Source organism: Streptomyces sp. NPDC021212, from assembly GCF_044332925.1.
GTDB lineage: Bacteria > Actinomycetota > Actinomycetes > Streptomycetales > Streptomycetaceae > Streptomyces.
Genome location: NZ_JBIRPZ010000006.1, coordinates 321,422 through 335,478 on the forward strand (window position 1 = coordinate 321,422; position 14,057 = coordinate 335,478).

Genomic DNA, 14,057 nt, shown 5'->3' on the forward strand with positions numbered 1-14,057 from the left:
GCTCACTCATTGACGGAGTGAGCACTCACTCCGTACTCTTCGCAGCATGACGGAGAACTCACCCACACCGCCCCGGCGCCGGGCGCCCGCCATGGACCCCGATCAGCGCCGCAAGATGATCGTCGCCGCGGCGCTTCCCCTGGTCGTCGAATACGGCGCCGCCGTGACCACCGCGAAGATCGCCCGGGCCGCGGGCATCGGGGAGGGCACGATCTTCCGCGTCTTCCCCGACAAGGACACCCTGATCGCCGCCTGCGTGGCCGAGGCCACGCGCCCCGACGACGCCGTCGCCCACCTGGAGGCGATCGACCTGGACCAGCCGCTCGCGGCCCGGCTCGCCGAGGCGGCCGAGGTGATGCGCGGTCACATGACCCGTATCGGCGCCGTCGTCGGGGCCCTCGCCGCGACCGGCCGGCTGGAGCGCAGGCCGCCCGGTCCGTCGGCCGAGGGCGGCGGGCTGCCGGACCGTGAGGCGGGGCTCGCCGCACCGCGCGCGGCGCTGGCCGCCCTGCTGGAGCCGGACCGGGAGAGCCTGCGGCTCGCCCCCGAACGGCTCGCGGACTCCTTCCAGTTGCTGCTCATGTTCTCCGGACGGCCGGGCGTGACCGACCCGCTGACCACCGACGAACTGGTGGACCTCTTCCTGCACGGCGCGCTCACCGGGCCGGGGGAGGGCCGGTGACCGCATCCGACGGGTATGCGCACCTCACGTCCCGCCGCCGGACCCTGATCACCCTGGCCCTGCTGGTGTGTGCCTTCCTCGCCATGCTCGACGGCACTGTGGTCGGCACCGCCCTGCCCCGCATCGTCGAGCAGATCGGCGGCAGCGAGGGCTGGTACGTCTGGCTCGTCACCGCCTACCTGCTGACCTCCTCGATCAGCGTGCCCGTCTACGGCCGCTTCTCGGACCTGTACGGTCGCCGCCGGCTGCTGCTGGGCGGGCTCGCCCTGTTCCTGGCGGGCTCGCTCGCGTGCAGCCTGGCCGGTTCGATGGAAGCGCTGATCGTCTGCCGCGCCGGGCAGGGGCTGGGCGCCGGGGCCCTGCTCACCCTCGGCATGGCCCTGATCCGTGACCTCAACCCGCCCTCCCGCACGGAGGGTTTGATCCGCATGCAGACGGCGATGGGCACGATGCTGGTGCTCGGCCTGGTCGGCGGCCCGCTCGTCGGCGGTCTGCTGGCCGACCACGCGGGCTGGCGCTGGGCATTCTGGCTCAACCTCCCCATCGGCCTGGCCGCCGCGGCCGTCCTCGTCCTGGCCCTGCCGGACCGACGCCCCGCCGTGGCGCCGTCCGGACGGCTCGACATCGCGGGGGTGCTCCTCCTCACGGCCGGTCTCTCACTGACCCTGACCGGTCTCAGCCTGAAGGGCACCCCGGCGGGCGGACACGTCCCGCCCTGGACGGATCCCACCGTCGCGGGGTGTCTGCTCGGCGGTCTGGTCCTGCTCGCCCTGCTCGTTGCCGTCGAGCGCCGCGCGTCCGTCCCCGTGCTGCCGCTCCGGCTCTTCCGGCACCGCACCTATAGCGCCCTGCTGACCGGCGGGTTCTTCTTCCAAGCCGCCGCGATGCCGGTCGGAATCCTGCTACCGCTCTACTTCCAGCACGTACGGGGCCACTCCGCGACCACCTCCGGTCTGCTGCTCCTGCCCCTGATGACCGGCATGGCGCTGAGCAACCGGCTCACCGCCGCCGCCATTCTGCGCAGCGGCCACCCCAAACCGGCGCTCCTGACCGGCGCCGGGCTGCTCACCGCAGGTACCGGCGCGTTCTTCGCCCTGGGCGCGGCGACGCCGACGGCGCTGATCTGCGGGTGGCTGCTGATCGCCGGGCTCGGTACGGGGCCCGCCATGGGCGGCATCACCCTCGCGACCCAGAACGCCGTACCCGCCGCCGACATGGGCACGGCCACCGCGGGCTCGGCCCTCGCCAAGCAGATCGGCGGCACCTTCGGGCTGGCCTGCGCGCAGTCCCTGATGGGCGCTTACGGCACGGCCACCGGGAGCGCCACGACGATCGGCTCCACGGTCGCCTGGGGCGGGGCCGTCGCGGGAGTCCTCGCCCTCGCGGCGGTCCTCGCGATGCGCGACATCACCATCCCCACCCCGGGGGGCCGCGGACCCGCCCCGCGCGCCGCGGCCCGGGCGACGCCCGGCGAACCTGCCGCAGGGTCAACGGCCAAGTGATCCGCCTGAGTTCGCCGTCCGTCAGGGGGCGGACGACGCGTCGCGGTGGGGCTCTATCACCGTCACTCCGCCCCTCGCCGCCGACGGCAGCGCGGACAGGGCCTCGGGGACGGCGTCCAGCCCTATGACGTCGGTGACCAGCAGGTCCGGCCGCAGCGTCCCGGCGTCGACCATCTCCATCATCGGCCCGTACGCATGGGCGGCCATGCCGTGGCTGCCCAGCAGCTGGAGTTCGAGGGCGATGACCCGGTCCATCGGGAGCATCGGGTTTCCGGCGGCGGGCGGCATCAGGCCGATCTGGACATGGCGGCCGTGGCGGCGCAGGCTGCCCACGGAGGCCGCGCAGGTACGGGGCGAGCCCAGCGCGTCCACGGAGACATGGGCGCCGCCGCCCGTCGCGTCCGCGACGGCCTCGGCCACCGAGCCCAGGGTGGAGGACGCGTCCACGCAGACCGCCGCGCCGAAACGGGAGGCCAGGGCGAGCGCCCGGGCGGAGATGTCGACCGCGACGACCCGCGCCCCGCAGGCCGCAGCGATCATGACGGCGGACAGCCCGACTCCGCCGCATCCGTGCACGGCGACCCATTCGCCCGGGGCGACCCGCCCCTGGGTCACCACCGCGCGGAACGCGGTGGCGAAGCGGCAGCCGAGCGAGGCGGCGGTGGTGAAGGGCAGTTCGTTCCGTATGCCGACGAGGTTGATGTCGGCGTTCTCGACCGCGACGTACTCGGCGAACGACCCCCAGTGGGTGAAGCCCGGCTGCGTCTGCCGCTCGCACACCTGCTGGGCGCCGTCCGCGCACGCGGCGCAGCGTCCGCAGGCGCAGACGAAGGGCACGGTGACCCGCCGACCGGGGCGCCAGTTCAGGACGTCGGACCCGACCGCCTCGATCGTGCCCGCGAGTTCGTGGCCGGGGACGTGCGGCAGCCGGATGTCCGGGTCGTGGCCCATCCAGCCGTGCCAGTCGCTGCGGCACAGCCCGGTGGCCTCGACGCGGATCACCGCGCCGCGCCGGGAGGGGGTGGGATCGTCGACGGTCCGTACCTCGGGCCTGCGCCCGAAGTCGTCGAACACCACAGCACGCATGAACCCGCTCCCTCGCTCGAACACCCGGTGGGGTCGCCCGAACCTACACCACGCCGTCCTCAGCGCTTGTCGCGCTGCCCGTCGGCGAGTTGCCGCGACGTCCGCCCGGCGCCCGCCTGGCGCTGGGCGCGCTCGGCGAGGGTGGGGAAGAGGCCGCCGAGGGCGCTGCCGAAGCGCAGCTCCAGCGGGGCCACGTTCACCTCTCCCCGGTTCCGTTCGATCGCGCGGACGGTGGCGGCCGCCACCCGGCGGGTGGTGATCGTACGCACCCCGGGAGGCGTGGAGGCGCCGGAGTCGGCGAACATCCCGGCGTCACCGACGAACCCGGGCTGCACCAGCGTGACCCCGACGCCCGTGCCGTGCAGGTCCTGCCGCAGCCCGAGCGCGAACCCGCGCAGCCCGAACTTGGCCGCGTTGTAGAGCGCGGCGCCGGGGGAGGCGGTACGGCCCGACAGTGAGCCGATCATCACCAGCTGCCCGGAGCCCGCGGCGACCATCCGCGGTGCCATCAGCCGGGACAGCAGCAGCGGGGCGCGGAGATTGACGTCGAGGGCGCGGTCGAGGTGGTCGGTGTCGTAGCCGAGGACGTCGCCGCTGGAGGGCAGCGCGGCGTTGGCGATGAGGATGCGGGTGTCCGCCGCCTCCGCCTCCTCGACGAGGCGCTCCACATCGGACCGGTCGGCCAGGTCGGCCACGAGCGGACGGGCGCCGAGCCGCTCGGCCAGCGGCCGCAGCACCTCCTCGCGGCGCCCGGTGAGCAGCAGCTTGGCACCCTTGGCGGCGAGAGCCCGGGCGAGGGTCTGCCCGATGCCCCCGGTCGCTCCGGTGAGCAGGACGGTGGTGCCGCTGATCCGCATGCGTTCTCCTCCGGCGACGCTGACATGGCGGGGGCGACGGCACGTACCGTCGCCGTCCCACGCCGAACCGTACCCGCCGGTAAACGGTCAGGCGCCGCCGGGATCCATGCCGCTGACCCGGGCTATCGCCTCGACCTCGCGCCGGTCGCGCTCCTGCCGACTGCCGAATTCGACCACCAACTGGAGCCCGTGCGGCCCCAGCAGACTGGTCAGTTCGGCCAGCTCCCGCCCGAGAGCGGGGGTGAACAGGTCCCGGTCGAGCGCGGTGAACGGTACGTCGATACCGGTGGGGCCGCCCGCGGACCGGCCCACGATGGCGTCGTTGATGCCGTGCAGGATGCGCAGCAGCAGATCGTACGACGCGGGGTCGAGGCGCGACTGAAGCTCGGCCAGATGGAGCGCGAACTGCCGGGCGCGCTCCACGAATTGCTCTTCGTCCATCCCACCATCGTGGCGAAAACCGTCGCCCAGCGCCCCGCAAACCGGTGATTCTGCGGTCAAGGCTAATGGTCACGGGTGATTGTGCTGCCGAGCCCGTACACTCGGCGCGCGTTGTCCGCGCCGAGGAGCGCCGCAACCCGCCCGGCGTCGCCGCTCGACCACGCGCCCTCGCGCACCCACTGGTCCAGCAGCCCGGTCAGCGACTCCCGGAACAGCCGCGCGCCCACCACGTACAGCTCGGGCAGTCCGTAGGCGTCGGTGGAGAAGAGCACCTTGCCGAAGGGGGCCAGCTCCAGCATCTCGGCGAGCACCGCCCCGGCCCGCGCCCCGGTGTGGGTCAGGGTCAGGCCGACGTCGGCGTAGACGTGCGGGAAGACGGCGGCGAGGTAGGCCGCGCCGCGGTGGTACGGATAGCCGTGCAGCAGGATCAGCGAGCAGCCGGTGGGGCGTACGGCGCGGATGAAGTCGGTGAGCGCGAGCGGATCGCAGCGGTCCAGCCGCAGATCCGGATCGCCGAAGCCGGTGTGCAGCTGGAGCGGCAGCCCGGTGTGGGCCGCGGACCACAGCAGATGGCGCAGCAGCACGGGGTCGGTCACCCGGGCCGCGGGCGCGCCGCCCTCGGCCCGGTGGGCGAGCCAGCGCTCGGCCGCGGTGTGCACGGCGGCGGGGGCCGGCGGGTCGGGCTCGAAGTGGAGGCCGTAGCGGTAGGCGGCCACCGATTTGAAGCCCGCGGCGGTACGGGCGGCCTCCCGGATCCCGTCGGCGAGCCCGGCCAGGAAGTCGTCGGCGCTGCGCGAGGTGTCGGCGGTCCGCTCCGCGAGGTGTTCCAGCCGGACGATCTCGTGCGCGGTGCCGCCGGCCGCCGCGGCCAGCTCGTCCGGGGTGGTGAGGTCGCCCGGGAGGCCGGTGTCGACGAGGAACTCGGTGATCCCGGCGGCGCTCAGCAGCCGCCGGTTGACCTCCCGCGCCCCCAGCTCCCGCCGCCGGGCGAGATAGCGGGCGGGCGGGCAGTGCGGTTCCAGATCGAGCAGCGGCGGGCACCAGCGGCGCAGCGCGAAGCCCAGCTGGCTGTCGAAGAACGTGGTGCCGAGCGCGGCGGGCGCGTCGGACTCGCTCAGGAACGCCTCGAACGCGGCGGGGTCCAGTTCGCGGCGGGCCACCCCATGACAGTGGTGGTCCACCAGCGGCGGCAGGGACAGCCCGGTCGGCGCCGTCCCCTCGGCGGAATGCATCGTTCAGTACCGTCCCCGGGTCGCGGCCGCGATCTCCTGCGGGGTGGCCTTCTCGAACAGCGCCGCCTCGGCGCGGCGTACCGCGGCGATGGACTCGAAGAGCGGATCGCCCATCGCCTCGCGCAGCACGGCCGAGTCCTCGAAGTGCTCCAGCGCGGCGGGCAGCGAGGTCGGCAGCCGCCGCTCCCGGCCCGTCCGCGCCGGGTCGCCGGCCACCGGTGGGGGCAGCGTGAGCCCGGCGTCGAGCCCGGCGAGCCCGGCGGCGATGACCGCCCCCGTGACCAGGTAGGGGTTGGCGGCCGGGTCGAAGCACTTGATCTCGGCGTTGGCCGCGCCCGGGTCGTCCGGGGCGCCGGTGATGAAGCGCAGCGCGGCCTCGCGGTTCTCCAGCCCCCAGCACTGGTACGCCCCCGCCCAGCGGGAGGGTTCGAGCCGCAGATAGCTCGCCGGGGAGGGGGCGCCGACGGCGAGCAGGGCGGGCAGGGCGCGCAGCACTCCGGCGAGGAACGCCTCGCTGGTCGCCGTCATGCCGTGCGGGCCGTCCCCGTCCCGGCACAGATCGCGGTCGCCCTGCCACAGACTCAGGTGCAGATGGCCGCCGTTGCCGACCGTGCCCGCCTCGGCCACCGGGCCGAACAGCGGGGTCAGCCCGTGCCGTGCCGACACCCCGCGGATCGTTTCGCGGACGAGGACGGCGAGATCGGCGGCGCCCACCGGGTCCGCGGGCGCCACGGACACCTCGAACTGCCCGGCCGCGTACTCCGGATGCAGTTGCAGCACCTCCACGCCCTGGGTGTGCAGCGTGTCGAGCACATCGGCGAGATAGCCGGAGAGGTCGACCAGGCGCGCCATGCCGTAGGCCGGGCCCGCACCGGCGTAGTGCGGTCCCGAATCGGCGCCGTACGGCCCAGGGCCGGGCGTGTCGCGGGCGGGGCGCGGCGCGCCGTTGCCGCCGGTGCCGCCCGTGGTGACGATCCACTCCGTCTCGAACCCCATGCGCAGCGCGAGCCCCCGCCCCTGCGCCCGCTCGGTCATCCGGCGGGCGAACAGCCGCTGACAGGTGGGGTGTTCCAGGCCGGACTGGGCGTAGCGGTCGGCCGGTGCCCACGCCCAGCCGGGCTGGGCGGCCAGCACGGTGAGCCGGCCGAGATCGGGGAAGAGCCGCAGATCGCCGTCGGGCCCGCCGATATGAGGGCTCGTCGTCATGGAGTCGTCCACGAGGTACACGTCGAAGACGGGCGACATGCCGACGCCACGCCGGGCGGTGTGCGCGAGCCGCCCGGTGGGCACGGACTTCACCCGGGTGAGCCCCGCGTTGTCCACCCAGGTCAGCGCGATGCCATGGATGCCCTGCGCGGTGAGCCGGTCGGCTTCCTGCCGCGCCCGTGCCTGTGCCTGTTCGCGATCGCCCGTCCCCATGGGCTACCTCCTCCGCCGCGGCCTCTACGCCGAGACTATTGCCTGCGGAGGGCATTATGGTGACGGATTGTCCCGATCGCATACGGGGCGTGACGGTGGGATATGCCTTCCCCATAACCGTCGCGAACGTCCGGGTCCGCTTCAGCCGCCCAGGTGCTCGGTGATGTCGTGCAGGACGACACGCGCGGCGGTCGGTCCGGCGTTGAGGTACCAGGGGTCGTCGTCGACTGTGACGGTGTGTCCGGCGCGTACCGCGTCGAGCTTCTTCGACAGCGCGTCGCGCGGATAGTCCGGGACCAGTCCGGCGTTGTCGGCGCGGGTGGTGGCAGGCGCCGTCCGCCTGCCGGGCGCCCGGCAGGCGCTCGGACGCCGACGCCGAGTCCGCGGACCGTGCGGGGCCGCAGCCGGTGAGGGCGGTCGCGGCCAGGGCGGCGGCGAGCAGGGGAACAGACGGTGGGTGCGCACGGACAACTCCAAGGGCTTCTCAGGTCAGGCTTGCCCCTGGAGGATGTCGGTCAGGCAGGCGAGATACATCTCGATGGCCTGGGCCGGCTCCCGCACCTGCTTCCCCGACAGCTTTCCGATCTTCTCCAGCCGGTACAGGAGCGTGTTCCGGTGGATGTGCAGCCGCTCCGCGGCCCGCACCAGGTGGAAACCGCCCTCCGCCCAGCCGACCAGCGTCTCCCGCAGCGTCGGCCAGTCCGGCTGGCCGCGCAGGTCCCCCAGCGCGGCATCGGCGAACCGCGCCCTGCCCTGGCGTGGAACGGACCCCAGCAGATGCGGTACCCGCAGCTCGGAGGCGATGAAGACGCGGTCGCCCGGAGCGACGGCCGGTCCGGTGCGCAGTGCGGTGGCCGCGTCGCGGTAGGAGTGGTGCATCCCGGTGGTGCCCGTGCCGGGCTCGCCGACGGCCATCCGCCCGTCCAGCCCATGGCGTTCGCGCAAGCGCGACAGCAGATGGTCGCAGGCGTCGGCGAGCCGTCCCGGGGCCGCGCGCTCACCGTGCGCGGCGGCCAGCACCACGTACCGCCCCGCCGCCTGCTCGCCCGCCACGTCCTGCCGGTCCCGGAACACCTCCCGTACGGTCCGCAGCACCGTGATCCGGGAGACCGCCGCGCCCTCGCCGGCCATGCGCACCTCCAGCAGCAGCGCGGCCCGGGCCGCGCCGGGGGCCAGGCCCAGTTCCACCGCCCGCGCGTCCACCGCCCCGGCGTCGACCACCTCGGGGTCGTAGAGCGCCACGTCCCGTACGAAGTCGTCGACCGCCCGCTCGTGGAGCATGCGCGAGCGCAGCAGCGCCGCCTCCTCCAGCAGGATCTCGGCCTGCCGCCGGACCACCAGGCCGAACCGGTCCACCTCCGCGGGCTCCCCGGTCAGACAGACCGTGCCGATCACCTCCTCCCCGACGGTGATCGGCAGGCTCATCCCGTGCCGCACCCCGCGCATCCGGCTCGCCTGCCCGGCGGTGTGAATGGAGGGCCGCCCGGTGCGCACCACCTCCAGTGACGCCTCGTGGACGGTGCCGACGCGCGAGAGGTCGCCGCAGCCGATGACGACCGCCCCGGGATCGGTGATCAGCACATTGAAGCCGGTGATCCGGCCGATGTCATGGGCGATCTCCTGAGCCAGCTGCGGGGTCAGGACGGGGTGGCCACTCAGAGGGTCCATGGGCGGATCGTACAAGTGACCCCCCCTCCAAGCCGGGGATCGGTTCGTGCGACTCCTACGATGACCCTACGCCCCGCACTGCCTACCGTCTTCCGACATCAGCACCGGGCGCCCCGCGACCGCCCGGCCATCCGTCCTCCTCCTCCCCAGGAGCACCACCTCCGGAGACGGCCCATGAGCACAGCATCACTCGAAAAATCCCGTCCCACCCGCACCCACTGGCTCATCACGCTCTACGCGGGCGGCGGCGAGTTCTGCGACGGCTACATCCTCAGCATCATCGGCGTCGCGCTTCCGCTCCTCACCGCCGACTACCACCTCAACTCCTTCGACGCCGGAGTCGTCGGCTCCGCCTCGCTGGTCGGCATGTTCGCCGGTGGCCTGATCTTCGGCTATGTCACCGACCGGGTCGGGCGGCAGAAGGTCTATCTCTTCGACATCGCCGCGTTCATCGTGCTGTCCGCGGCCCAGTTCTTCGTCACCGACCCATGGCAGCTCACCGTGCTGCGCTTCCTCATGGGCATCGCCATCGGCGCGGACTTCGCCATCGCGGGCACCATCGCCTCCGAGTTCGCACCCCGCAACTCCCGCGGCCCGCTGCTGGTCATCATGGTGACGATGTGGTCGGTCGGCGCCGCCGTCGCGTACGTCGTCGGCTGGGCGATGATGTCCTCCGGCCACGACGACTGGCGCTGGATGCTCGCGAGCAGCGCCCTCCCGGCCGCGCTCATCCTGCTGCTGCGCTTCGGCACCCCCGAGTCCCCGCGCTGGCTGCTCAGCAAGGGGCGCACCGACGAGGCCCAGGCCGTGCTGAAGCAGATGCTGGGCCCGGACGCGAGCCTGGCCGAGCTGGAGGCGGACACCGCCTCGCGCACCCGCTACGGCGACATCTTCCGCGGGGCCTATCTGCGCAGGACGATCTTCGTCAGCGTGTTCTGGGCCTGTCAGCTGCTGCCCATCTACGCCATCACCACCTACGAACCCACCATCCTGGCCTCCTTCGGACTGGCCGACGGCAACGACTCCTACCTCGGCGCGGTCGTGGTACAGATCTTCTTCGTCCTCGGCTCGCTGTCCGGAATCCTGGTGGTCAACAAGGGGCGGCGCACCCTGCTGCTGTGGAGCTTCGGCCTCTCCGCCATCCCCCTGCTCGCCCTCGCCGCCTTCGCCCACCCCGCACCTGCCGTCGTGGTCGTCCTCTTCGCGGCCTTCGGCGTGGCGTGCTTCTCCAGCCAGTGCCTCCAGGCCATCTATCCCTCCGAGCTGTTCCCGACCGGGGTGCGCGCCACCGCCAACGGCTTCGCCACCGGCATCAGCCGGGTCGGCGCCGCCATCGGCACCTGGGGAGCGCCCGTCGTCCTCGCCCACAGCACCCGGCTGGCGATGCTCCTCGGCGCGGTCATCTGCGCCATCGGCTGGGCCGCGTCGTACGTCCTCGCGCCGGAGACCAGCGGGCTGTCCCTCGCCGACGCCAGCTCGGCGGACCGTGACGGCGACCCGCGCGGCCGCTCCCGCCTCCGCCGCGACACCGCCCCGACCACACCGCGGCCCGCGGTGAAGGAGACGTCATGACCTTCCCCGGCACCCCGCCCTCCTCGGTCACGATCGTCGGCGGCGGAGTCGTCGGCCTGTTGTGTGCCCACCACCTCAGCGCCGCCGGGCTGCGGGTCACCGTCCTGGAACGCGACCGGCTGGGCAGCGGCGCCTCCCGCGGCAACGCCGGGGAGGTCTGCCCCGACCTGGTGGAACCGCTCGCCGCCCCCGGCGTCATCGGCAGCGCGCTGCGCGGGCTGCACCGCCCGGACAGCGCCCTTGCCGTCCACCCGTCGACCAGCGCCGAACTGGTGCGCTTCCTCATCCGCTTCGGACTGCGCGCCACCGCACGCCACCACGACCGCGGCGCGAGCGCGCTCGGCGCGCTCGCGAAGGGCACCTTCGGGCTCTTCGAGGAGCTGGAGGCGCTCGGCGTGGACGGGGAGGCGCACAAGGACGGGTTCCTGTTCGCCTTTCCGTCCCGCGAGTACGCCGCCAAGGCGCTCACCGCCTTCCGCCGCCTGGGCGCGCCCATCGCCGCCGGCGGGCTGCTCACGGGGGCCGCCCTCGCGGACACCGAGCCCGCGCTCACCGAGGGCGCCCGGGCGGGGTTCGTGGTGGAGGACCAGTGGTCGCTGGACCCCGGGCTCTTCGTGGACCGGCTCGCCGAGCGGCTGCGCCGCCAGGGCGTCGAACTGGTCGAGGGCGCCCGGGTGTCGGCCGTCACCGACCGGGGCGGACGCGCCGAGGTGCGGACCTCGGCGGGGACGTACCGGAGCGACGCGGTGGTCGTCGCCGCGGGCATCTGGTCCCGCGAGCTGGTCCGCGGGCTCGGCGTGGACATCGACCTGGTGGCGGGCAAGGGCTACAGCTTCTCGGTGGCGGCCGAGCCCCCGCCGTCCCGGCTGGTCCACCTCGGCGCGGCCAAGGTGGTGCTCACGCCCCTGGGCAAGCGGGTCCGGGTCGCCGGGACGATGGAGTTCGAGCGCGACCCGGACCGGTTCCGGCGGCGGCGCGTCGAGGCCATCGTCGCGGCCGCGCGCCCGTATCTGCGCCACGCCGACTGGGACGACCTCCAGGAGGAGTGGGTGGGCCCGCGTCCGATGACCCCCGACGGACTCCCGCTGATCGGCCCGGTGCCCGGCCACCCCCGGGTGCTGCTGGCGACCGGCCACAACATGCTCGGGCTGATGCTCGCCCCCGCGACCGGCCGGCTGGTGGCCGGACTGCTGACGGGGGATGCGAATCCGGCCCTTTCCTCCGCGTTTGACCCGGTACGGCACGTTCGCCGCTATCCTTGGCGTGTGCATGGCATTCAGCCCGTGAAGAGGAGAGTCCAGTGATGAGACGCAGGACCGTACTCGCGAGCGCGTTAGGCATCGGCGGCGGCCTTCTGCTGCCGGGGACCGGGGTGGCCCACGCGGCCCGGGCGGACTGGTCGCGGGCGGTGGTGGACTCCACCATCGCCCGCTACCCGGACCCGGCCTCGCTCGGCGGCTGGGGCTACACCCGGGGGCTGTTCCTGCTGGGGGCGTACCGCGTCTACCAGCGGCTCAAGGAGCCCTCGTACCTGGCGTACATCAAGCGCTGGGTCGACAACTTCGTGGACGCCGAAGGCCATATGAGCCGCACGTTCGACAACCTCGACGCCATGCAGTCCGGCAACCTGCTGCTGATGCTCCACCGGGAGACCGGCGACGCACGCTATCGCACCGCCGCCGACCAGATCCGCGCCCGCATCACCAGCTATCCGCGCACCGCGGACGGCGGCATGTGGCACGCCACCGGCAAGACCAACGAGCTGTGGGGCGACGGCGTCTTCATGGCCCAGCCGTTCCTGCTGCGGTACGGCATCGCCTACGGGGACGAGGCATACGCGTACGACGAGGTCACCCGGAACCTCTCGGTGTACTTCCGCCACCTCAAGGCGCCGAACGGGCTGATCTACCACGCCTACGACGCGGACGGCGACGCCCCCTGGAACCCGGACCCCGCCACCGGCACCTCCGCCCACTTCTGGGCCCGGGCCATCGGCTGGACCGCGATGACGCACATCGAGGTGCTGGAGATGCTGCCCGCCAAAGATCCGCGCCGCGCCGAACTCATCGGCAACGTGACGCACTTGGCGAAGGGATTCCTGCGCTACCAGGACCGGGGGACCGGCCGCTGGTTCCAGGTCGTGGACAAGGCGAGCGAGCCGGGCAACTGGACCGAGACCTCGGCCTCCAGCATGTACACCCTGATGCTGCACGCGGCCCTGGGTCAGGGCTGGATCCGCGGTGGGGCCTACGAGGCGGCGGCGCGCCGCGGCTACCGGGGCGTCCTGGACAAGGTGACGGTGGACGCGGACGGCCTGACCAGCATCGCCGACATCAGCGAGGGCACCAACGTCGGTGATCTGGCGTACTACCTCGGCCGCAAGCGCAACACGAACGACCTGCACGGGCTGGGCGCCTTCCTGCTGATGAACGAGCGGCTCGCGTACTGACGCGCGCGTGCGGCCGCGCTCCGCGGGGCGCGGCCGCACACACGGCTGACGGCGCGCTACTTCAGCTCGACCTGGAACACTTTGTCCGCGCCGTCCGGCTCGCCGCCGTTGTTGTCGGCGTTCGTCGTGGACAGCCACAGCGTGTTCTTGCCGGGCACCGTCTCGACGGTGCGCAGCCGCCCGTACGAGTTGGTGTAGTACGCCTTCGGGGTGCCCGCGCTCGTCCCGTCGACCGGGATCCGCCACAGGCGCTCGCCCTTCAACGCGGCCATGTACAGTGCGCCGTCGGCGTAGGTGACTCCGCTGGGCGACGCCTCGCCGACCGACCACTGGCGCTTGGGGCTGGTCATCCCGGAGGTCGAGCAGGTGCCCTCGCAGGTGGGCCAGCCGTAGTTCTTGCCCGGTTCGATGAGGTTGAGTTCGTCGTACTTGCTGTTGCCCAGCTCCGCCTCCCACAGCCGGCCCTGCGGGTCCCAGGTGAGTCCCTGCGGGTTGCGGTGGCCGAGGGAGTAGACGAGGGTGCCGAACGGGTTGCCGGGGGCGGGCTTGCCGTCGGTGGTCATCCGCAGGATCTTGCCGTTGAGCGAGTTCTTGTCCTGGGCGAGGTCGGGGGTCTGGGCCTCCCCGGTGGTGGCGTACAGATAGCCGTCCGGGCCGAACTTGAGGCGCCCGCCGTTGTGGTACTTGTTCTTCTTGATGCCGGTGACGAGCGCCTTGTAGTCGCTCAAGTCGGAGCCGTCGTAGGTCATGCGGGCGATCCGGTTGCCGTCGGATGCCGTGTGCATGAGGTAGACGTAGTGGTCGGTGTTCCAGTTCGGGGAGACCGCGAGGCCCATAAGACCGCCCTCGCCGCCGGTCGTCACCACATTGGGCACCGTGCCCACCTGGGTCCTGGTGCCCGACTGGGTGAGCTTGAACAGCTTGAACGAGTCCCGCTCGGTGATCAGCGCCGAACCGTCCGGCAGCCAGCTCAGCCCCCAGGGGATCGACCAGCCGGACGAGACGGTCGTGATGGACGAGGGTGCGGAATCGGCCGCGGCCGGTGCGGCGTTGCCCGTGCCCGCCTGGGTGAGCAGCAGCCCGGCGGTGAGTGCGGTGGTGGCGGCCGCGGCCACCAGGGTGTTCCGACAGCTCTTCATCGCGTGTCCT

Annotated in this window: 13 protein-coding genes; 5 read left to right on the forward strand and 8 right to left on the reverse strand. The window is 73.0% G+C overall.

Features of this window, described 5'->3' with window-relative positions:
- Positions 1 to 46 precede the first annotated feature (46 nt).
- The gene (locus tag ACH4SI_RS18635; protein WP_398296833.1) at positions 47 to 682 is read left to right on the forward strand and encodes a TetR/AcrR family transcriptional regulator; all 636 of its coding nucleotides are present in this window, start codon (positions 47 to 49) and stop codon (positions 680 to 682) included.
- Positions 679 to 2,184, forward strand: a complete 1,506-nt coding sequence (locus ACH4SI_RS18640) for an MFS transporter (RefSeq protein WP_398296834.1) — start codon at positions 679 to 681, stop codon at positions 2,182 to 2,184. Before ACH4SI_RS18635 ends, ACH4SI_RS18640 begins: the two co-directional genes overlap by 4 nt.
- A 21-nt stretch (positions 2,185 to 2,205) precedes the next feature.
- Here ACH4SI_RS18640 and ACH4SI_RS18645 read toward each other — a convergent pair whose 3' ends face one another.
- From ACH4SI_RS18645 to ACH4SI_RS18675, 7 genes are all read right to left on the reverse strand, one after another.
- Positions 2,206 to 3,270 (reverse strand): zinc-dependent alcohol dehydrogenase family protein, encoded by a 1,065-nt coding sequence (locus ACH4SI_RS18645; protein ID WP_398296835.1) that lies wholly within the window; start codon positions 3,268 to 3,270, stop codon positions 2,206 to 2,208.
- Positions 3,271 to 3,329: 59 nt separating this feature from the next.
- Positions 3,330 to 4,127, reverse strand: a complete 798-nt coding sequence (locus ACH4SI_RS18650; protein ID WP_398296836.1) for an SDR family NAD(P)-dependent oxidoreductase — start codon at positions 4,125 to 4,127, stop codon at positions 3,330 to 3,332.
- 87 nt (positions 4,128 to 4,214) lie between these two features.
- Complete coding sequence (locus tag ACH4SI_RS18655) at positions 4,215 to 4,568, reverse strand: hypothetical protein (RefSeq protein WP_398296837.1); 354 nt, start codon at positions 4,566 to 4,568, stop codon at positions 4,215 to 4,217.
- A gap of 62 nt (positions 4,569 to 4,630) precedes the next feature.
- The gene (locus ACH4SI_RS18660; protein WP_398296838.1) at positions 4,631 to 5,800 is read right to left on the reverse strand and encodes an amidohydrolase family protein; all 1,170 of its coding nucleotides are present in this window, start codon (positions 5,798 to 5,800) and stop codon (positions 4,631 to 4,633) included.
- A 3-nt stretch (positions 5,801 to 5,803) separates the two neighbouring features.
- The gene (locus ACH4SI_RS18665; RefSeq protein WP_398296839.1) at positions 5,804 to 7,219 is read right to left on the reverse strand and encodes a glutamine synthetase; all 1,416 of its coding nucleotides are present in this window, start codon (positions 7,217 to 7,219) and stop codon (positions 5,804 to 5,806) included.
- A gap of 141 nt (positions 7,220 to 7,360) precedes the next feature.
- Positions 7,361 to 7,684, reverse strand: a complete 324-nt coding sequence (locus ACH4SI_RS18670; protein ID WP_398296840.1) for a hypothetical protein — start codon at positions 7,682 to 7,684, stop codon at positions 7,361 to 7,363.
- 24 nt (positions 7,685 to 7,708) lie between these two features.
- The gene (locus tag ACH4SI_RS18675; RefSeq protein WP_398296841.1) at positions 7,709 to 8,887 is read right to left on the reverse strand and encodes a CdaR family transcriptional regulator; all 1,179 of its coding nucleotides are present in this window, start codon (positions 8,885 to 8,887) and stop codon (positions 7,709 to 7,711) included.
- A gap of 174 nt (positions 8,888 to 9,061) precedes the next feature.
- On the opposite strand from ACH4SI_RS18675, the gene ACH4SI_RS18680 reads away from it, so the two are divergent.
- Genes ACH4SI_RS18680 through ACH4SI_RS18690 form a run of 3 tightly spaced genes read left to right on the forward strand, consistent with a single transcriptional unit; the run spans position 9,062 to position 12,908 of the window.
- Entirely contained in the window at positions 9,062 to 10,459 is a 1,398-nt protein-coding gene (locus tag ACH4SI_RS18680) for an MFS transporter (RefSeq protein ID WP_398296842.1), read from the forward strand.
- Entirely contained in the window at positions 10,456 to 11,763 is a 1,308-nt protein-coding gene (locus ACH4SI_RS18685) for an NAD(P)/FAD-dependent oxidoreductase (RefSeq protein WP_398296843.1), read from the forward strand. Before ACH4SI_RS18680 ends, ACH4SI_RS18685 begins: the two co-directional genes overlap by 4 nt.
- Complete coding sequence (locus ACH4SI_RS18690; protein ID WP_398296844.1) at positions 11,763 to 12,908, forward strand: glycoside hydrolase family 105 protein; 1,146 nt, start codon at positions 11,763 to 11,765, stop codon at positions 12,906 to 12,908. Before ACH4SI_RS18685 ends, ACH4SI_RS18690 begins: the two co-directional genes overlap by 1 nt.
- 56 nt (positions 12,909 to 12,964) lie before the next feature.
- Here the strand turns inward: ACH4SI_RS18690 and ACH4SI_RS18695 are convergent, their stop codons facing one another.
- A complete protein-coding gene (locus ACH4SI_RS18695; protein ID WP_398296845.1) occupies positions 12,965 to 14,047 on the reverse strand; it encodes a PQQ-dependent sugar dehydrogenase in 1,083 nt (360 codons plus the stop codon).
- Positions 14,048 to 14,057: the final 10 nt, after the last annotated feature.

Excerpts from the sequence above, each read along its gene's own strand:
- ACH4SI_RS18685 (WP_398296843.1), top strand. The coding sequence starts at position 10,456 with ATGACCTTCCCCGGCACCCCGCCCTCCTCGGTCACGATCGTCGGCGGC.
- ACH4SI_RS18695 (WP_398296845.1), bottom strand. The coding sequence starts at position 14,047 with ATGAAGAGCTGTCGGAACACCCTGGTGGCCGCGGCCGCCACCACCGCA.
- ACH4SI_RS18680 (WP_398296842.1), top strand. The coding sequence starts at position 9,062 with ATGAGCACAGCATCACTCGAAAAATCCCGTCCCACCCGCACCCACTGG.
- ACH4SI_RS18645 (WP_398296835.1), bottom strand. The coding sequence starts at position 3,270 with ATGCGTGCTGTGGTGTTCGACGACTTCGGGCGCAGGCCCGAGGTACGG.
- ACH4SI_RS18650 (WP_398296836.1), bottom strand. The coding sequence starts at position 4,127 with ATGCGGATCAGCGGCACCACCGTCCTGCTCACCGGAGCGACCGGGGGC.
- ACH4SI_RS18655 (WP_398296837.1), bottom strand. The coding sequence starts at position 4,568 with ATGGACGAAGAGCAATTCGTGGAGCGCGCCCGGCAGTTCGCGCTCCAT.
- ACH4SI_RS18635 (WP_398296833.1), top strand. The coding sequence starts at position 47 with ATGACGGAGAACTCACCCACACCGCCCCGGCGCCGGGCGCCCGCCATG.
- ACH4SI_RS18690 (WP_398296844.1), top strand. The coding sequence starts at position 11,763 with ATGAGACGCAGGACCGTACTCGCGAGCGCGTTAGGCATCGGCGGCGGC.
- ACH4SI_RS18660 (WP_398296838.1), bottom strand. The coding sequence starts at position 5,800 with ATGCATTCCGCCGAGGGGACGGCGCCGACCGGGCTGTCCCTGCCGCCG.
- ACH4SI_RS18665 (WP_398296839.1), bottom strand. The coding sequence starts at position 7,219 with ATGGGGACGGGCGATCGCGAACAGGCACAGGCACGGGCGCGGCAGGAA.
- ACH4SI_RS18675 (WP_398296841.1), bottom strand. The coding sequence starts at position 8,887 with ATGGACCCTCTGAGTGGCCACCCCGTCCTGACCCCGCAGCTGGCTCAG.